Source organism: Pseudoalteromonas sp. GCY (genome assembly GCF_016695175.1).
Classification (GTDB): Bacteria; Pseudomonadota; Gammaproteobacteria; order Enterobacterales; family Alteromonadaceae; genus Pseudoalteromonas.
The window spans coordinates 2,890,184-2,906,313 of record NZ_CP068023.1; the positions used below are offsets into that span (position 1 = coordinate 2,890,184).

Consider the following 16,130-nt stretch of genomic DNA (forward strand, 5'->3'; position numbering starts at 1 on the left):
TTGGTAAATATGTACAATTTAAGTTAACTTAGTAGCATCTTTTCATGAGAAATATGTATGCTATCTGAGAACCAAAAATTAGAATCAAAAACTGAGCAGCTTAGCATCATTAACCAGTTTTCTTCGTCGCTGCTGCATCTAACCAAACTTGACGAATTATTTGAATACGTTACAACACAGGTCGTTAATCGACTGGGGTTTGTCGATTGTGTTATCTATCTCGCTGATCCTTATCAAGAGTATCTAGAAGTCGCTGCAAGTATGGGCGTTTCCCATGCTAATGGGGATTATCGTGTTGAACAAACCAAGATAAAGATTGGTTCAGGTATTACCGGGCAAGTCGCAACGACGAGAGAGCCCTTTATTTCTGGAAACGTCGCCGCTCACCCTATGTACATTGCAGATTTACGTCCAGCCATGTCAGAGCTTTGTGTACCACTTGAGTATGACGACCACTTAATCGGTGTGATTGACTGTGAGCATCCAGAGGCTGATTATTTTACCTCCGCGCATTTACAAATATTATCGACGGTCGCACATCTACTCAGTGCCAAAATCCATCAGTTACGTACCTTAGAAAACCTCCAAACCACGATTGCCCAGTTACACCTAGCGCAGAATTTAGAAAAGTCCCTACTTAAAATTGCGAACATCACTTACCGCTTTGAGAACCTTGAAGCTTTCTATGATGACTTATATAAAATTATCGCCTCTCAGCTTTGCGCCGAGAACTTCTTTATTGGCCTTTATGATACTCAACAGGATATTTTAGAAATCGATTATTTGATTGAGGGGGGCGAAAAATGTAATGCTCACCAAAAGGTATCAAAAGATCAGATTAAGCATACTGCATCCTACTATATTCTGAAGAACCAACGGCCACTGCTATGCGATAACGATCAATTTAGAATGCACATTACACGGGGTGATTTTAAAATGGTGGGTCGCTCGCCACGCTCTTGGTTAGGTGTACCTTTTTTGGTTAATGATCAATATCAGGGCGTGATTGTGCTGCAAAGCTACAATAATGATCAAGCTTTCGTGAATCATGATTTATCTATTTTGACTTATATAAGTCGTCAAGTCAGCATGGCCATAGACCGGCAGCTTTCACGACAAGCGCTAGAACATAGAGCCTTGCACGACGATTTAACGGGTCTTGCCAATCGTTATTTATTATTAGAGCGGATCAAACATGCCATTTTGAGACTAGCGCGAGTGGAGTCCTCTAATTTGCATTGCCTGATCTATCTCGATTTAGACAGATTTAAAAGCATTAATGACTCACTTGGCCACGATGTTGGCGACCATTTCTTGATTGCTATTGTCGAGATGATAAATGGCTGTATTCGCAAAACCGACACCTTTGCGCGGCTCGGGGGTGATGAGTTTGCGATTTTTATGGAAAATGTCCAAGACAGGCAACAAGTCACTCTGCTACTTGATAGGATCACCTCTGCTATAACCAAGCCCCTTCATATAGATGGTCATGTTCTGCAAGCTTCTGGCAGTATTGGCGTTGCGTTTACTGATAACGAGTCCGATAGCGCAATTAATTTACTGCAGCAAGCAGATGCCGCTATGTACGAAGCGAAATCTTCTGGTCGGGGTCAGATCTGTTATTTTAATAATGCCATGCGTAAGCGCTTAAAACAGCAAGCCGATATTGAAAATGATCTGCAACATGGCATCAAAAATAATGAATTTGCACTGTATTATCAGCCGATATTTTCTCTCACGACTGGTGCTATTGTCAGCTTTGAAGCCCTCGTCCGCTGGTTTCACCCCAAGAATGGTCTCGTTTCTCCAGATGCTTTTATTCCGATTGCAGAGCAAACCGGACAGATCATTGAGCTTGACTTACATTTGTTGGAATTAGCAGCCAAACAACTCAAACGTTGGAAAGCGCAAAAGCTACCAAAGACTCGTGTTACGGTGAATGTTTCATCGCGACATTTCGCAAGCCTAGAGTTCGTCGATACGATCCAGCAACTCTATCATCATTATGAACTCACACCAGGCTCTTTATGTTTGGAAATCACAGAATCTGGATTGATAGCAAACTTAGCGCTCGCAACCAAAATTATTCAAGGATTAGAATCCCTGGGAGTGAAGCTCTACCTTGACGACTTTGGCACGGGTTACTCTGCTTTAGGCTATTTGCACCAACTACCCATTCATGTGCTTAAAATTGATAAGAGCTTTATTGACCAACTAACAGAAAGAGAAAATCCCCTAGTTGATGCTATTTTGAAGCTTGCACAATCACTTAACCTGACCGTTGTCGCTGAAGGTATCGAGCTCGAAACCCAGTGGCAGCTATTAAAGCAAAAAGGCTGTCAATTTGGTCAAGGTTATATTGTTGCTAAGCCATTAGCCGCAGATCAAGCGATGGCATTTTTACTGAGTAGAAATTAGAGACACTCGACAAATACCTCATTGTATATAAACAATGAGGTATTTGGACTGGTTTAGATTAACTTCCCCCTAATTCGCTTCTAAGCTCCTTCGTTGCTGTCACCATATTCTCAAGTGCAGCTCGGGTTTCTGTCCATCCTCGGGTTTTTAGCCCACAATCTGGATTCACCCATAATCTTTCTACTGGGATCTTTTTCGCTGCTTTGTGAATTAGGTCTTTTATCCATGCCACCTCAGGTACGTTTGGCGTGTGAATATCATAAACGCCAGGCCCAATGTCATTGGGGTAGTCAAAATTCTCAAAGGCGTCGAGTAACGCCATATTTGAACGTGACGTTTCAATCGTGATCACGTCCGCATCCATATCCGCAATGGCAGCGATAATATCGTTAAACTCCGAATAACACATATGAGTATGGATCTGTGTTTCATCATTAACACCACTTGCCGACACCCTAAACGCATACGCAGCCCACGCTAAGTAGGTTTGCCACTGACTGGCTTTGAGTGGCATCCCCTCTCTAAATGCAGGTTCATCGATTTGGATCACCTTAATCCCTGCATTTTGCAAATCCACCACTTCATCTCTCAGTGCTAATGCGATTTGATTCGCGATGCTCGGCTTGTCTAAATCATCTCTGACAAACGACCAAAATAAAATAGTCACAGGCCCTGTTAGCATGCCCTTCATTGGTTTTTTGGTTAAACTTTGCGCATAGCTTGTCCATTCAACTGTCATTGGCGCTGCGCGCGAAACATCTCCCCAGATCACTGGGGGTTTAACACAGCGCGAACCATAACTTTGCACCCAACCAAACTGAGTAAAGGCAAAACCCTCGAGTAATTCACCAAAGTACTCAACCATATCATTGCGCTCTGCTTCACCATGTACAAGCACATCTAAGTTAAGCGCTTCTTGTTCTTCAACGGCATAACGGATCTCTGCTTCCATCTGGCTTTGATAAGCACCAGCACTCAAGATACCCGCTTTATAATCACGCCGCGCCTTGCGAATAGCTTGGGTTTGTGGGAAGGAGCCAATCGTTGTGGTTGGCAATAAGGGTAAATGTAGCGACTGTGCTTGTTTTTTAATTCTGGTTGCAAATTCACTATTGCGTTGTCCATCTTTTGCTGTGAGTGCTGAAACACGCTGCTGTACCTCGCTATTGTTCACGCGAGAAGAGGTCAAACGCGCTTTTACAGGCTTAGAATATTCGACCAACTGGGTAATATCACGCTGCTCCAATGCATTTTTCAATAATGTCAACTCCTGCCCTTTTTGTTTGGCAAATGCGAGCCAAGACTTTAACTCACTGTCAAGCCTTTGCTCTTGCTCTAAGTCGACTGGCGTATGTAATAATGAGCATGAAGGAGCAAGCCAGAGATTATCACCACGACGTTCATGAACCAGAGCAAGTTGTTGATATACACCTTCGAGATCCGAGCGCCAAATGTTACGACCATTCACAATCCCGAGGGACAGTACGCTATCTTGCCCAACTACTTCCTCTAACGCAGCCAAGTCGTAGTTTGCCGTTACGCAGTCAAAATGCACGCCTTCTACGGGGTAAGATTGAATATCTTCAACATGCGCTTGTACGGAGTCAAAATAACTGGCCAACAACACTTTTACTCCTTGCCCGCTCAATGCATCAAAACTCCGGCGCAGCGCGTTGCGATAAGCATCGTCGATTTCCAATGCTAAAATAGGTTCATCAATTTGTACCCACTCAACGCCTTGCTCCGCAAGCTTGCCCAGTACCTGCTGATATACAATCAATAACTTATCTAATAAAGCCAATTTATCAAACTCTTGACCAACGCATTTAGCTAAGTAGAGATAGGTTACCGGGCCGACCAATACGGGCTTTGCTTGGTAGCCAAGTAATTGTGCTTCTTCTACTTGTGTAAATAACTCAGTCCAAGTCAGGGAAAATTCCTGCGTTTGAGTTAACTCAGGGACGATGTAATGATAATTGGTGTTGAACCATTTCGTCATTTCACTGGCCGCACACGCACAGCCACTAGGTGCTCGACCTCTGCCTATCCGAAACAAAGTATCGAGATTTACCGACTCATCATTTTTGTGACGACTAGGAATCGCGCCGACAAGTAATGAAATATTCAACACGTGATCATACCAAGCAAAATCGCCTACAGGGAGAAGGTCAACACCAGCGTCAGCTTGCAATGCCCAATTTTCTGCACGAATGCGCTTTCCTTCCGCGATTAAGTCGTCTTGCGTTAAGTCGCCTGACCAATAGCGTTCTACTGCAAATTTAAGTTCACGCTTTTTGCCTACGCGTGGAAAACCCAAGTTATGTGTTAATGCCATGATTTTAATTCCGTCTAGATGTATGGATGTCTAAAATATAATTCTCATAATCAAAAACAACAATTGATGCTTTCTCAGAAAGCATATGAATAAAATTAAATTGTAATTTTTTAAAAAATTTTTACATAAGTAGTGACAACGCTGTCATTTTTAGTGTTATAGTGGATTTGTGAATTTTTGAACAAATCACCGTAGGTATTTAGACGTCTAGACATTGATAATAACTAAATAGAATCGTAATATTGAGTAATGCTGAGATTTGCTCACTTCAAATATGAGAATTGTTGATAATGATTGATATAAAGCACCTAAAGACTATCTCCACCTTGAAAGAAACTGGTTCTCTTGTGAATACAGCACGAGAGCTATTCCTGACTCAATCTGCTTTATCACATCAGATCAAAGATCTTGAGAGCAAACTCGACTGCCAACTCTTTGAGCGCAAAACACAGCCCGTACGTTTTACCCCTCAAGGGATGTTATTATTGGAACTTGCCAACGATGTTTTACCTAAAGTTGAAGCAACAAAATGTCGTTTGAAGGAAAGCCTTAATCAGCCTATCTCGCAACTCAGATTAAGCGTGGAATGTCATGCATGTTTTCACTGGTTGCTGCCAACAATTAAAGAATTCAATACCTTTTGGCCTGACATTAAAGTCGATTACGAACGTGGCTTTAGCTACGACGCTATTCCTGACCTTATTGAAGATGAGCTGGACTTAGTGCTTACCTCAGACATTCGCGAACCAGAGCAACTGGAATACGCGCACCTTTTTGACTTTAAGTTAAAGTTGATCGTTGCACCAGATCACGAATTGGCTAAGAAGGCCTATGTCACAGCACTCGACCTAAAAGATGAAACCATCATCTCTTACCCTATTCCTCGTGAGCGTCAGGACATATTTAAGCACTTTATTCAAAATGCACGTTTTGACGGCACATTAAAAACCGTCGATCAAGGTTTATTAATCTTCCAACTGGTGAGTGCAGGTATGGGGGTTGCAGCATTACCGGACTGGTTAGTGACACCCTATGAAAGCCAAGGGCTGATTAAATCGATTCCTCTAGGCGCACTTGGGCTAAATCGTCCAATGTATTTAGCAATGAAGAAAAGCATGAAAGATAACCCTGTCTATCGTCATTTCCTCAATACTTGCCGTAAAACCACTGCAAGATAGTTTACTGGGCTCTTTTTTGAGCCCTAACTCTTACGCACATTTCTACAATTCCCATCTCATGCTAGCATTGCGTTAGGCTTATCTAAATCTAAGGCATGTTTTAATGTTTGAAGTCAAAAAGGTTATCGGTCAACTTCTGATGCCATTACCATTATCTTTAGTGGTGCTTATGGGGCTTATGCTTTTTATCGCCAAAACACGTAAAGGGCCTTACATCGCAAGCTGGTTAGTCTTACTCACCACATGGGCGTTATCGACTCCTTATTTCGCACAACACATTATTGAGTGGGATAAGGGCACGCTCACCGCATTCAATCCAAGCAAGCACAACAACATAGATAAAATCGTGGTACTTGGCTGTGATTTATACCCAGATAAATCTCTCCCCAGCAACGTCCAACTTGGCAGCTGCGGTCTAGCCAGATTAGTTGAAGGCGTAAGACTTGCTAATATTTACCCAAAGGCCCAGCTGTATGTCTCTGGTTACGGCTATGGCCATGCAACAAGCGCGGGACTCATGGCAAGAACCGCACAGAGCCTAGGTATTTCCGCTACACGTATTAAACAAAACCCCAATGCCAAAGACACCGCGGACGAAGCAAAAATGCTAGCACCTTTACTAGTCGATTATGAGGTAGCATTGGTCACATCAGCTTCGCACATACAACGAGCAAAAAACCTATTTGAAGCACAAGGCATAGAAGTGATCGCTGCGCCGACGGAGTTTTATAACTTCAAGCAATACCCACTGAGCAGACAATTTATTCCGAACCATAAGGCCTTAGAAGTAGTCACTCGGATTTGGCATGAACAAGTTGGTAGTATGTGGATCACGATCCGTCGTGTTATTGACCCTGAGGCACTTTAAGCGCCGAAAAAGACACCAAAATCAGGCTAAAGTTCGATAAATTAGCGCTGAAAAACGTAAAAAATTGAAAATTTGCGCAAATATGGGTATAAATAGAGTTTAATCTTAACCCGCGTATCCGCGTACAACACGACTAGGATCTACGATGAGTAAACTAGATAAAACTGAAGTACTAAGCGCTTTCGAAGCTGCGTACGAAGCTGCACATGGCAAAAAGCCTGAGATCACTGCAAAGCCAGGTTGGTATAGCATCGATGGTGGCAAAAACATGCGTCTTGCTGAGGTAGCTGAATTAACAGAAGAGCTAACTTCAGGGTCAGCTGTAGCAAGTGAGAAAACGCAGGCGCCTGCCAAAAAAGCGAAAACGACTAAGAAAGCGCCTAAGGCTGCAGCTGTAAAATCAGCAAGCTTTACTATCGTTACAGAAAACGAAGAAGGCTTCAAAGCGGAAGAACAGTGGATTGCTGAACTAGCAGCAAAAGATCACGACTGCCGCTTACCTCGTGGTGTTGTGTAATATCCGATGGTGTAACAACAGCTCCATAAGTAAAAAAACCTCGCAATGACGAGGTTTTTTTATTTCTTTAATTCTAGGGCCTGTTGATCTTTGCTGTTTGATTTAAATAGGCCCGGCCCTGATATTACTAAACTTTAAACACTAGCACTTGGCTATTTAGCTGCTCGGCTAGCGCTTCTAAGTCATTACTTACATCGGCATTACTCTGCGCATTTCGGGTAATTTCAGAAATACTGCTACTGAAATCATTAATATTTTCGCTGATTTCCGCAACTACCGTTGTTTGTTCTTCTGTCGCCGTTGAAACCTGAATATTCATACCAACGATTTCATCCACCGCCTTATCAATATCGGTCATTATTTGAGCTGACTCATTGGCCCTATCTACCCCCGCAGCTGCACTTGATTGCGCGTTCTCCATCGACGATACCGCATTTTGTGCCATGCCCTGTAACTTACTGATCATATCTCGGATCGATTCCGTGGCTTTTTGCGTGTTATGTGCCAATTGCCTGACTTCGTCGGCAACAACCGCAAAACCTCGGCCTGATTCCCCAGCTCTCGCAGCTTCTATTGCAGCGTTTAATGCTAAAAGATTAGTTTGTTCAGCCACACCTTGGATCATTAACACCACTTGGTTGATCTCATTAGACTGGTCATTCAACGCTTTAATTAACTGCGCGTTATCTCCTACTTCACTAGCAAGGCGCTCAATGGCTTGAATATTTTGCGAAATAACATCCATTCCTTGTTTCGCAAGCTTACCTGACATCTCGGCTTTGTTCGCGGTATTCATCGCGTTGTGCGCTACTTCTTGTATCGCGCTGCTCATTTCTGTTGCCGCCGTTGCAATCATCACTGTTTGCTGCTCTTGCTCTTGTGAAGTGCCCGCAATCGACTGACTAATACCATTCAACTCATTAGACGTAGTAGAAAGGCTATTCACGATTGTGACAAGATTGGTAACTAGCTGATGTAAGCTCGACACCATAGTGTTAAAGTCATTTCCAATCTGACTCAACTCATCTTGTCCCTCAACGACTACACGCTGGGTCAAATCAGCATCTCTTGCAATATTGCCAATACGCATACGCAAACGACTGAGCGGCTCATTGATTGACCTAAAGATCAACATCCCAATCAGCACCATAACAATCACAATGACGACGGATGAGGCAATCATCACGGTTTTTGTTGTACTGGCTTCCAAGCGACCTCTATCTCGTAGCCTGCTAGCTTCAGTAAGTTGCAATTCAATCAACTTACTGTAGCTCTCACTTAAGGGGTCAAAGGCAGCATAGAGCTCGCGTACAAATTTATCATATGGAATTTCATTAAAGGTGTTTGCGTTGACTCTGCTAGTATAGTTAGATAGTAGCTCCTTTACGACAAGCTCTGCGCTTTCAGCCTGCTTAATTAAATTGCGCTCTTCACTCGTTAGATCAGTAGATAAATAGTCACTCCACTCCTTTTCAGCAATATTTTTAGCTTCTGCAATTTGGTTAAGCGCGGCCCTATTTGATAACTGGTTCCCTCGTAACTTATGAAATGTATCTACGATCACTACCGCATAATTATCCGACACCACTTTTATCTTCCTAAGAGGTACGACTCTGTCATCGTAGATATGATCAATATAACTGGTAAGATTCGATAATGTTCCGATTGTGAAGATGGTTGCAAGAATAAAAAACACAGCAGGTATGCCTGAAAGCGACAACAATCTGCTTTTAACTGAAACCCTATTTAGCATAGTCTGATTTTTATTGAGTAAACATAGAAATAAAGTATTACTCAAAGTTCGTAGATTACAATATTAATTGCAAATTAAGCAGCGTGCTCTTGATGTGTATCATATTTCTTTACTGTGTCTACTCCATTTTTAGAGTATTGATTTTTAACCCTATTACAAAAAAGAGGAGAAGCTTTTATCGGCTTCTCCTCTTACATTCCACGTCGAAATTGTTTTCGCTTAACACTCTTCGTTTTCAGCGTTCAGGTTCTCTTTTACATCTTCACAGGCATCTTCTACACTGTTTTCCACTTCCTGAACCGTTTCATCGAAACGCTCACCCGCATCTTCCGCTGGACCTTCACTACAACCAAAAAGTGCTAAAATTGAAACAAAACCAAATGCTTTTGCTAATGTGATTGCTGATTTCATAATCTATCTCCTAAAACCGTTTTTGTACGTTAAATCCCTTTTACCTGGGAGCTCGTGCTTTACCAAAAATAAACGAAATAATCATAAAGGCGATAAACACAAAGAATAGAATTTTCGCCATACCTGCCGCAGCGCCCGCGATTCCAGTGAAACCTAACACGGCTGCGACAAGTGCTAGGAATAAAAACATTACAGCCCAACTCAACATAACATTCTCCTTAGGCAGTTAGTTCTTGCAACTGCTTCATTTGATCGTGACAAGCTTGCATTCTGGTTTGAATTTGCAGTAATACACTCTTACATTTAGGTGGAAGATCTTTACTTAGCGCTTTATCAAGCTTGCTTAACACTTTGTCTTCCACTTCTTCTAGCTGCGAAATATAGGTGTGCTCTTTGTCAGTGCTCACCATACCAACCAACTTGGTGTACGATTCACGAATGTCGATGCTAAGTGCTGAATCAGTCTCGATTTCACCTTCGTCGATAAGAACAAATGGTTGTAGATCCGAGATTGCTTGCGCTTTATCTACAATCATTTGGTCAAATACGCGGTTTAGTTCAATATTATCTAGCTTCTTTTTAGCTTCGGTGTAAAAATCAACACCACCATTTAATACTTTAATGAGCTCTTTTACCGGCTCCATGTCGTAATTTGAATCTGCCATAAATAACTCCTTTCGTTGCAATATTTAATAAGTGCATTTTGCAAATATTATTTTCTGTCCCTTTCGTTAATGCAGATTAAATGCCAAATTATAAACCTTTATTTTACAAGGATTTTTAATATAATAACTTTCAAAGCGATGAAAATTTTACAAACCAGATGTAATTTATTCCTGTGATAATTGCGCACTTAAGGTCGTGCTACCTTTAGCATTGAAGTCCATAGTCCTAATTGGGAAAGGAATTAAGATATCGTTATCAGCTAAAACACGGCTAATTGTACAAATTGCTTGGTGCCTGACCACCATAAAGCCGGGATCCGCTGGGTAGTCTATCCAAAACCACACTAATAGATTGATAGAGCTATCACCAAAAGACTCAGCATAGACATCCGTTTCTTTTTGGTTTACTACGAAATCAAGCTTATTAATTGCCTCAACAATCACCTCGCGGGCTTGTTCTGGGTCATCCGCATATGAGATACCAACTGGTACTTCTATTCTTCGCTTACCAAGCTTAGTGTAGTTTTGTAACTCATTCTTAAAGAGAATTTTGTTGGGAATATAAGACAGCTGGCCGTAAAAATTTTCTACTAAGGTATTTCTCAAATTGATTTTGCTTACCGTGCCAAAGCAATCCTTGGTTCTGATAATGTCACCGACCATAAAGGGCTTTCTGACTCCCATCACAAATCCAGCGATGAGGTTCTCGGTCATGTCTTGGAATGCAAAGCCAATAGCAAGGCCAATGATCCCCGCCCCAGCCAACAATGACATTACGGCACCTGATAGTTTTACTATATCTAAAGCGAAGAAAATCCCAATGGCAATAATAGAGACTTTAAATATGGAACTAATAAGAGAAGCAACTTGTTCTGTCTTTATTGCTTTTTTAATCGCTTTAGAAAACCAAGTCGATGATATTTTAGCCAGTACTGTAAAGAATATTAGTATCATTAAGGCTAGGATCATATTCGGTAGTAACTGCACACCGGATTCAAGCCAAGAGATTAACTTATCATTAATTAACGTCCAAAATTTTTCTAAATTCATAATTACTCATTCCTATATAAGTACGCGACAAAGATAGAATGCAGTAATCATTCCTACTGATATTAATTAGCCGTTCATGAAAAAGGTAATTATTACAAAGTAATGTACACATTTTCTCGGTAAATTCTTCCTTAAAACTTACCAAAAAAATAAAAAATATATACAATTCAGAAACTTACAATATGGCACAACAGCTGCAATAGGTAATTCGACTACGAAATTAAAGGAGTTTAATTATGAAAAAGACATTAATTGCAACTGTACTTGTATCTTCACTTACTACTGCTTCAGCTTTTGCTGCTGATAATTCTTGGGAAAAAGAAGCAAGCGATGCTTGGATAGACGGTAAAGCAGAAGCGACGCTACTTTTCAACGGTGAGCTGAACAACTTTGACATTAACACAGATGTAAAAAATGGCGTTGTAGTGCTAACTGGTAAAGTTGAACACTCAGTAGACAAAAAGCTAGCTGAAGAACTGGTACTAGGTATCGATGGCGTAAAAGAAGTGAAAAACGACCTGACTATCGTAGATATGTCAGATGAACGCAAAAAAGAGCGTAACTACGAAAGCGATAGCGGCTTTACTGACGCAAAAATCGCAACGGTAATTAAGTCTCGCTACCTGTTTGACACAGATGTAGATGGTACTGACATCGATGTTGATGTGGAAGGTTTAGTCGTAACACTAAATGGCCATGTTGGTAGCGAAGCTGAGCGCAAACTTGCTGTGCAAATCGCGAAAAACGCCAATGACGTTAAAGATGTAAAAGATAACCTTCGCGTTACTAAAAAATCATAAGCAATTTTTATTTGAGGGGGCACTCCCCCTCCCATATTTATATTGATTTAAGGAGTAAAGATGAAACAATTAACTATTGCCGCTGCGCTACTAGCTTCTCTAGGTCTTGCATCTACCGCTGCTCACGCGGAGTCCGATTTTGGACTAGATGATTATAAAATTTACACAGGTGTCGGTTACGGCCAATACTCTTTCCAGTGGGAAGATCGTGAGAATGACACTTCGTTCGACGATGATTCGTCGATGTTAAAGGCTTACGTGGGTACAAAAATCAATCCATATTGGAGCTTTGAACTTGCCTATGAAAACTTCGACGAAGCGAGCGACATTGACAACTCAGCTGAAATCGATGGTATTTCGTTATCAACGCGTATTTCAGCCCCACTAAATGAACATTTCTCAGTGTATGCCAAAGGTGGTTGGCTTGAATGGGATGCGGATATCTATGCTGATATTCCAGCTGTAGGTCGTGTTTCATCTAACCTTGAAGGTGGCGACTGGCTTTATGGTGCCGGTGTAGAGTTTCACCTTAACGAAAACATTAACATGCGTTTAGAATATACGCGCTACGAACTTGAAGACGATATTGACCCTGATATGGACGTAGCTGCCGTCTCTATCGAGTACCAGTTTTAAGCAGTAATTTTGGCTCTATAGCCTCCCAATTATTTCCCCTTTGACTCAGTCCTGGCTCTTCCACAAGAGTCTGGTTTTGGCGCTACCACTTGGTAGCGCCTTTTTTGTTTTCAATGTACGGCGCCCATATTGATTAATGTAAGTGCTTTCTCGCTATTCCTTTATTTTCAGAAAACAGAATTTAAAGATAGACAACCTCTAGATGTAATATTTGCCATTCAATGCTAGAAATGAAATTTGTCAATTTTGCAAACACGACACCCTGTAGGTTCTGCTATGTAACATTTACACCCTTCGTATCGCATCTACCGACACAAAACATAATAAATAGGTAACAAGCTGATATTTATAAAGTTTTAAGTTGGCAAAGGGTTTGCAACGAATACAGTGAACTAAACGAATAAGGAGTAGTTTATGAGTAACCAAGCAAACCAAACACAGACAAGTAACACAGCAAAATCACAGTCAAATGGCCATGATTCTAGTCACCCAGTTACGGATCAAATTGCTGATACATTACATGCGTCAGTAGATTCACTGCACGCTTCAGCGTCGCGCACCGAAACCTCGCTGCGCGAAAAAGGCCATAACTCAAGTGAAGCCATTGGTGCCAAGCGTAAAGAGTGGGAACGTGCGTGGAATACATCTGGTGTGAAAAAGTATGCAACGGAAAACCCCGTAAAAACGGCTGGTATCGCATTTTCACTCGGTATGTTGGCAACTATGCTGTTAAGGAATAAGTAATCATGCAAGACCAAGCTCAAGTAAGAGACCGTCAAGCAGCAGCTCACGAGCGCACGCCAGCGCTCGCTGAGCTTAAAGATTCTGTGTCTCTATTATTCGACAGTTATCAGCAAATCGCTGAAGCACAAATTAACCTATTAGGTGCGAAGTTCAGAGCTAATTTAAAAACTTTATGTATCGCGCTCGGGTTAATTCTGTTTTCTTTAATTTTAACGGCGATGGTATGGGGCAGCTTGCACGTGTTATTTGCTTACGCCTTAACCTACGCAGGCCTAAGCTGGTTTATTTCGGCGGGTATCGTACTTACTATCAATATCGCAATGATTTATTACCTGATCATCACAGGGCTAAAGCTCTTTAATAACAGCATAAACGACCTGACGTCTGGGTTTTATACTCCAGTTGCGAAGCAGGAGGCCAGTAATGACGAAGCTCGCTGAATTCATCACTGATAAGTTGCACCAAGAAGTGGTGATAGAGAAGAAAAAGCTCATTACCGCTAGACATTTTAATCACCTTACCCAAGTGAAAGCCAAAAAAGTATTTACCGGCGCGATTAGCTCTCCTCAAGGGTTAGGCTTCATGTTTATGTTTGGCGCACTCAGCGCTAAATATGGCAAGTTTGGTGCACTAAGAAAAATCGTACTTCTACAAAGAATAGCGCAAGGTATCATTTAATTCCTTGCGCTATTCTTTGGTTCTTAGCTAAACCAGCTTTTCTTTAATTTCTTTCAGATCCACCAGTGTGATAGGCTTTAACAACACGTCATCTACTTGTGACTCGGCCAATTTTTCCGGCTCTGGATCAAAACCACTAGCAATCACGATATGCTGATTAGGATCTTGTGCTTTAATCTCTCGCGCAAGCGTAAGCCCGGACTTATCGGGCAGACCTATATCGAGTAAAATCGTATCAAAGCGCTCAGGACCAACAAAATGCTGCCAACAAGTTTGCGCGCACTCTGCCGTAACCACATTTACTTGCAGTGAATTAAGTAACAGCTTAAGCAGGTTGCGTGTATCTGCGTCGTCTTCTACCACTAAAAACCGCAAAGTACCGGTAGTTTGCGCCACATCATCGCTAGATGTTGCCAACTCGTCACTCAAGTAGTGAGCTAAATATTCTCCTAACTCAGAGACATTAACAGGCTTACTCATCATATCGCTAAAGCCAAGCGCCATTAACTCTTCTTTTGTGCCTCTTTGAGCGGCCGCCGTTAGTGCGACAACAGGTAAGTCGATACCACGCTCTCTGAGTGCAACTATAGTGTCTCGGCCATCCATTCTTGGCATGTGCAAGTCCATAAAGACTAAGTCATACTTATCAGGATTATCCTTAAGCATCGCAAGCGCTTCGATGCCATCGCCCGCAATTTCAGCGGTTGCACCGGTTTGGCCAATCAAAGTACGCATTAACATCTGGATCTCACTAATATCTTCAACGATAAGGATATGCCCTTGTAAATCAGATGGAAGCGAGTTATCGGTTGCATTTTGGGTTTTATCTAGCATCAATGGCGCCAGAGTCATTTCATCGATAGCATCAAGATCAATACTAAAACCAAACTCACTCCCCTCTCCCAAGGTCGACTCAACCGCAAGCTCGCCTCCCATCAATTTAATGAGTGCAGAACTAATAGCTAAACCAAGACCAGCGCCTTCATCCGTGCGCGTTGTGACGTTTTGTACTTGTTCAAAAGGTTTAAATATACGTTTAAGCTTCTCGCAAGGAATACCAATACCTGTATCAATCACCTTGAACTCAAGTTTTGCTTCAGCTTGTAACGTGATCTCAACCTTCACAAAACCGGAGCTTGTGAACTTAATCGCATTATAAATAATGTTGATAAGCACCTGTTTTAGTCGTGTTTTATCGACCTTTACATCTTGAGGAAGTGGCGTTTTAGCTTCAATACTAAAACTCAAGCCTTTCTTGGCTGTGGCCATTTTAAACAGACTATATAAATCACTTAGAAAGCTATTCAAACACGTGCTTTGCTTATTTAGCTGTAACCGGTTTTCATTTAGCTTGGATAGGTCGAGTACATCATTTAGCAAGTTAAGTAAGTGCTCGCTATTGTTATTGATTATAGAAAGCTCAGGCTTAACATTCTGCAACTCTTCCCGAGATAAGAGGAGATTGGTGTAACCTAAAATAGACGTTAACGGCGTTCTCAACTCATGACTTAAATGTGCCAAAAAGCGGTCTTTTGCTCGACTGTCAGACTCGACTCGCAGTCGCTCTAGGCGTTCACGTTCAAGTTCTTTGCGTGCCAAAGCATAGCGAATGGAACGAATAAATCGAGCGCTGCTTATTTCTGACTTAAGCACGAAGTCTTCAGCCCCCGCTTTTAGGGCTTCGTTATCTAACACTTCATCTGATTGCCCCGTCAGCATGATTATCGGCGTATGAACCTGTCTTGCTCTGGCTTCTTTTAACACGCTCAAACCGGTTTGTGGGCCTAATTGATAATCCAATAAGCAGAGATCGAAGCCATTACTCTCCAGTGCTTCTAGCGCTTGATGGTATTGGCTTTGCCAAACGAGATTAAATTTAAAGTTAGGAATAGACTGTAAATAATCTAAGGTTAAAATATAATCGTCTTCGTCATCTTCAATGAGCAGCACATTGACTTCACTGACCGACTCCTTTGTCATACTAGCCTCCACAAATGAAGTGATATTAATTCGTTTGGGTCGTCACGTTAGGTTGAAACAAGTATAGGACGACTTGCGGTGAGGTAGCGCTTGTTTG

The 16,130-nt window shown here is 41.8% G+C and carries 16 protein-coding genes; 9 read left to right on the plus strand and 7 right to left on the minus strand.

The genetic code is table 11. From position 1 onward, the window contains the following. Nucleotides 1–57: 57 nt before the first annotated feature. Nucleotides 58–2,418 (plus strand): bifunctional diguanylate cyclase/phosphodiesterase, encoded by a 2,361-nt coding sequence (locus JJQ94_RS18300; RefSeq protein ID WP_099029393.1) that lies wholly within the window; start codon nucleotides 58–60, stop codon nucleotides 2,416–2,418. Between the two features lie 58 nt (nucleotides 2,419–2,476). Here the strand turns inward: JJQ94_RS18300 and metE are convergent, their stop codons facing one another. Continuing rightward, entirely contained in the window at nucleotides 2,477–4,753 is a 2,277-nt protein-coding gene (gene metE, locus JJQ94_RS18305) for a 5-methyltetrahydropteroyltriglutamate--homocysteine S-methyltransferase (RefSeq protein WP_099029394.1), read from the minus strand. A gap of 290 nt (nucleotides 4,754–5,043) precedes the next feature. On the opposite strand from metE, the gene JJQ94_RS18310 reads away from it, so the two are divergent. The 3 genes from JJQ94_RS18310 to JJQ94_RS18320 all read left to right on the plus strand — a co-directional run bounded on the left by JJQ94_RS18310 (nucleotide 5,044) and on the right by JJQ94_RS18320 (nucleotide 7,316). Then, nucleotides 5,044–5,931, plus strand: coding sequence for a LysR substrate-binding domain-containing protein (locus JJQ94_RS18310; RefSeq protein WP_010370874.1), 888 nt, complete (start codon nucleotides 5,044–5,046; stop codon nucleotides 5,929–5,931). 103 nt (nucleotides 5,932–6,034) lie between these two features. Then, the gene (locus JJQ94_RS18315) at nucleotides 6,035–6,799 is read left to right on the plus strand and encodes a YdcF family protein (RefSeq protein WP_099029395.1); all 765 of its coding nucleotides are present in this window, start codon (nucleotides 6,035–6,037) and stop codon (nucleotides 6,797–6,799) included. A 145-nt stretch (nucleotides 6,800–6,944) separates the two neighbouring features. Beyond that, nucleotides 6,945–7,316, plus strand: coding sequence for a hypothetical protein (locus tag JJQ94_RS18320; protein WP_010370869.1), 372 nt, complete (start codon nucleotides 6,945–6,947; stop codon nucleotides 7,314–7,316). Between the two features lie 127 nt (nucleotides 7,317–7,443). Here JJQ94_RS18320 and JJQ94_RS18325 read toward each other — a convergent pair whose 3' ends face one another. The 5 genes from JJQ94_RS18325 to JJQ94_RS18345 form a co-directional block, all read right to left on the minus strand. Then, nucleotides 7,444–9,012: a methyl-accepting chemotaxis protein gene (locus JJQ94_RS18325; protein ID WP_236596512.1), complete on the minus strand. Its 1,569-nt coding sequence runs from the start codon at nucleotides 9,010–9,012 to the stop codon at nucleotides 7,444–7,446. Nucleotides 9,013–9,288: 276 nt separating this feature from the next. Then, the gene (locus tag JJQ94_RS18330) at nucleotides 9,289–9,480 is read right to left on the minus strand and encodes a hypothetical protein (RefSeq protein WP_010378936.1); all 192 of its coding nucleotides are present in this window, start codon (nucleotides 9,478–9,480) and stop codon (nucleotides 9,289–9,291) included. Between the two features lie 40 nt (nucleotides 9,481–9,520). Further along, nucleotides 9,521–9,688 (minus strand): DUF1328 domain-containing protein, encoded by a 168-nt coding sequence (locus JJQ94_RS18335; RefSeq protein WP_010378934.1) that lies wholly within the window; start codon nucleotides 9,686–9,688, stop codon nucleotides 9,521–9,523. 10 nt (nucleotides 9,689–9,698) lie between these two features. Further along, the gene (locus JJQ94_RS18340; protein WP_010378930.1) at nucleotides 9,699–10,145 is read right to left on the minus strand and encodes a PA2169 family four-helix-bundle protein; all 447 of its coding nucleotides are present in this window, start codon (nucleotides 10,143–10,145) and stop codon (nucleotides 9,699–9,701) included. Between the two features lie 165 nt (nucleotides 10,146–10,310). Then, nucleotides 10,311–11,195: a mechanosensitive ion channel family protein gene (locus JJQ94_RS18345; RefSeq protein WP_099029397.1), complete on the minus strand. Its 885-nt coding sequence runs from the start codon at nucleotides 11,193–11,195 to the stop codon at nucleotides 10,311–10,313. A 236-nt stretch (nucleotides 11,196–11,431) separates the two neighbouring features. Between JJQ94_RS18345 and JJQ94_RS18350 the strand changes: the two genes are divergently transcribed. From JJQ94_RS18350 to JJQ94_RS18370, 5 genes are all read left to right on the plus strand, one after another. Then, nucleotides 11,432–11,995 (plus strand): BON domain-containing protein, encoded by a 564-nt coding sequence (locus JJQ94_RS18350; protein ID WP_010378923.1) that lies wholly within the window; start codon nucleotides 11,432–11,434, stop codon nucleotides 11,993–11,995. Nucleotides 11,996–12,055: 60 nt separating this feature from the next. After that, complete coding sequence (locus JJQ94_RS18355) at nucleotides 12,056–12,631, plus strand: outer membrane beta-barrel protein (RefSeq protein ID WP_099029398.1); 576 nt, start codon at nucleotides 12,056–12,058, stop codon at nucleotides 12,629–12,631. A gap of 414 nt (nucleotides 12,632–13,045) precedes the next feature. Continuing rightward, complete coding sequence (locus JJQ94_RS18360) at nucleotides 13,046–13,375, plus strand: hypothetical protein (RefSeq protein ID WP_099029399.1); 330 nt, start codon at nucleotides 13,046–13,048, stop codon at nucleotides 13,373–13,375. 2 nt (nucleotides 13,376–13,377) lie between these two features. Continuing rightward, nucleotides 13,378–13,815, plus strand: coding sequence for a phage holin family protein (locus tag JJQ94_RS18365; protein ID WP_017216223.1), 438 nt, complete (start codon nucleotides 13,378–13,380; stop codon nucleotides 13,813–13,815). Further along, nucleotides 13,799–14,053 carry a hypothetical protein gene (locus JJQ94_RS18370; RefSeq protein ID WP_010378914.1) on the plus strand — a complete coding sequence of 85 codons (255 nt, stop codon included), beginning with the start codon at nucleotides 13,799–13,801 and terminating at the stop codon, nucleotides 14,051–14,053. The genes JJQ94_RS18365 and JJQ94_RS18370 overlap by 17 nt, the downstream gene beginning before the upstream one ends. Nucleotides 14,054–14,080: 27 nt before the next feature. Here the strand turns inward: JJQ94_RS18370 and JJQ94_RS18375 are convergent, their stop codons facing one another. Next, nucleotides 14,081–16,033, minus strand: coding sequence for a response regulator (locus JJQ94_RS18375; RefSeq protein ID WP_099029400.1), 1,953 nt, complete (start codon nucleotides 16,031–16,033; stop codon nucleotides 14,081–14,083). Between the last annotated feature and the right edge of the window lie 97 nt (nucleotides 16,034–16,130).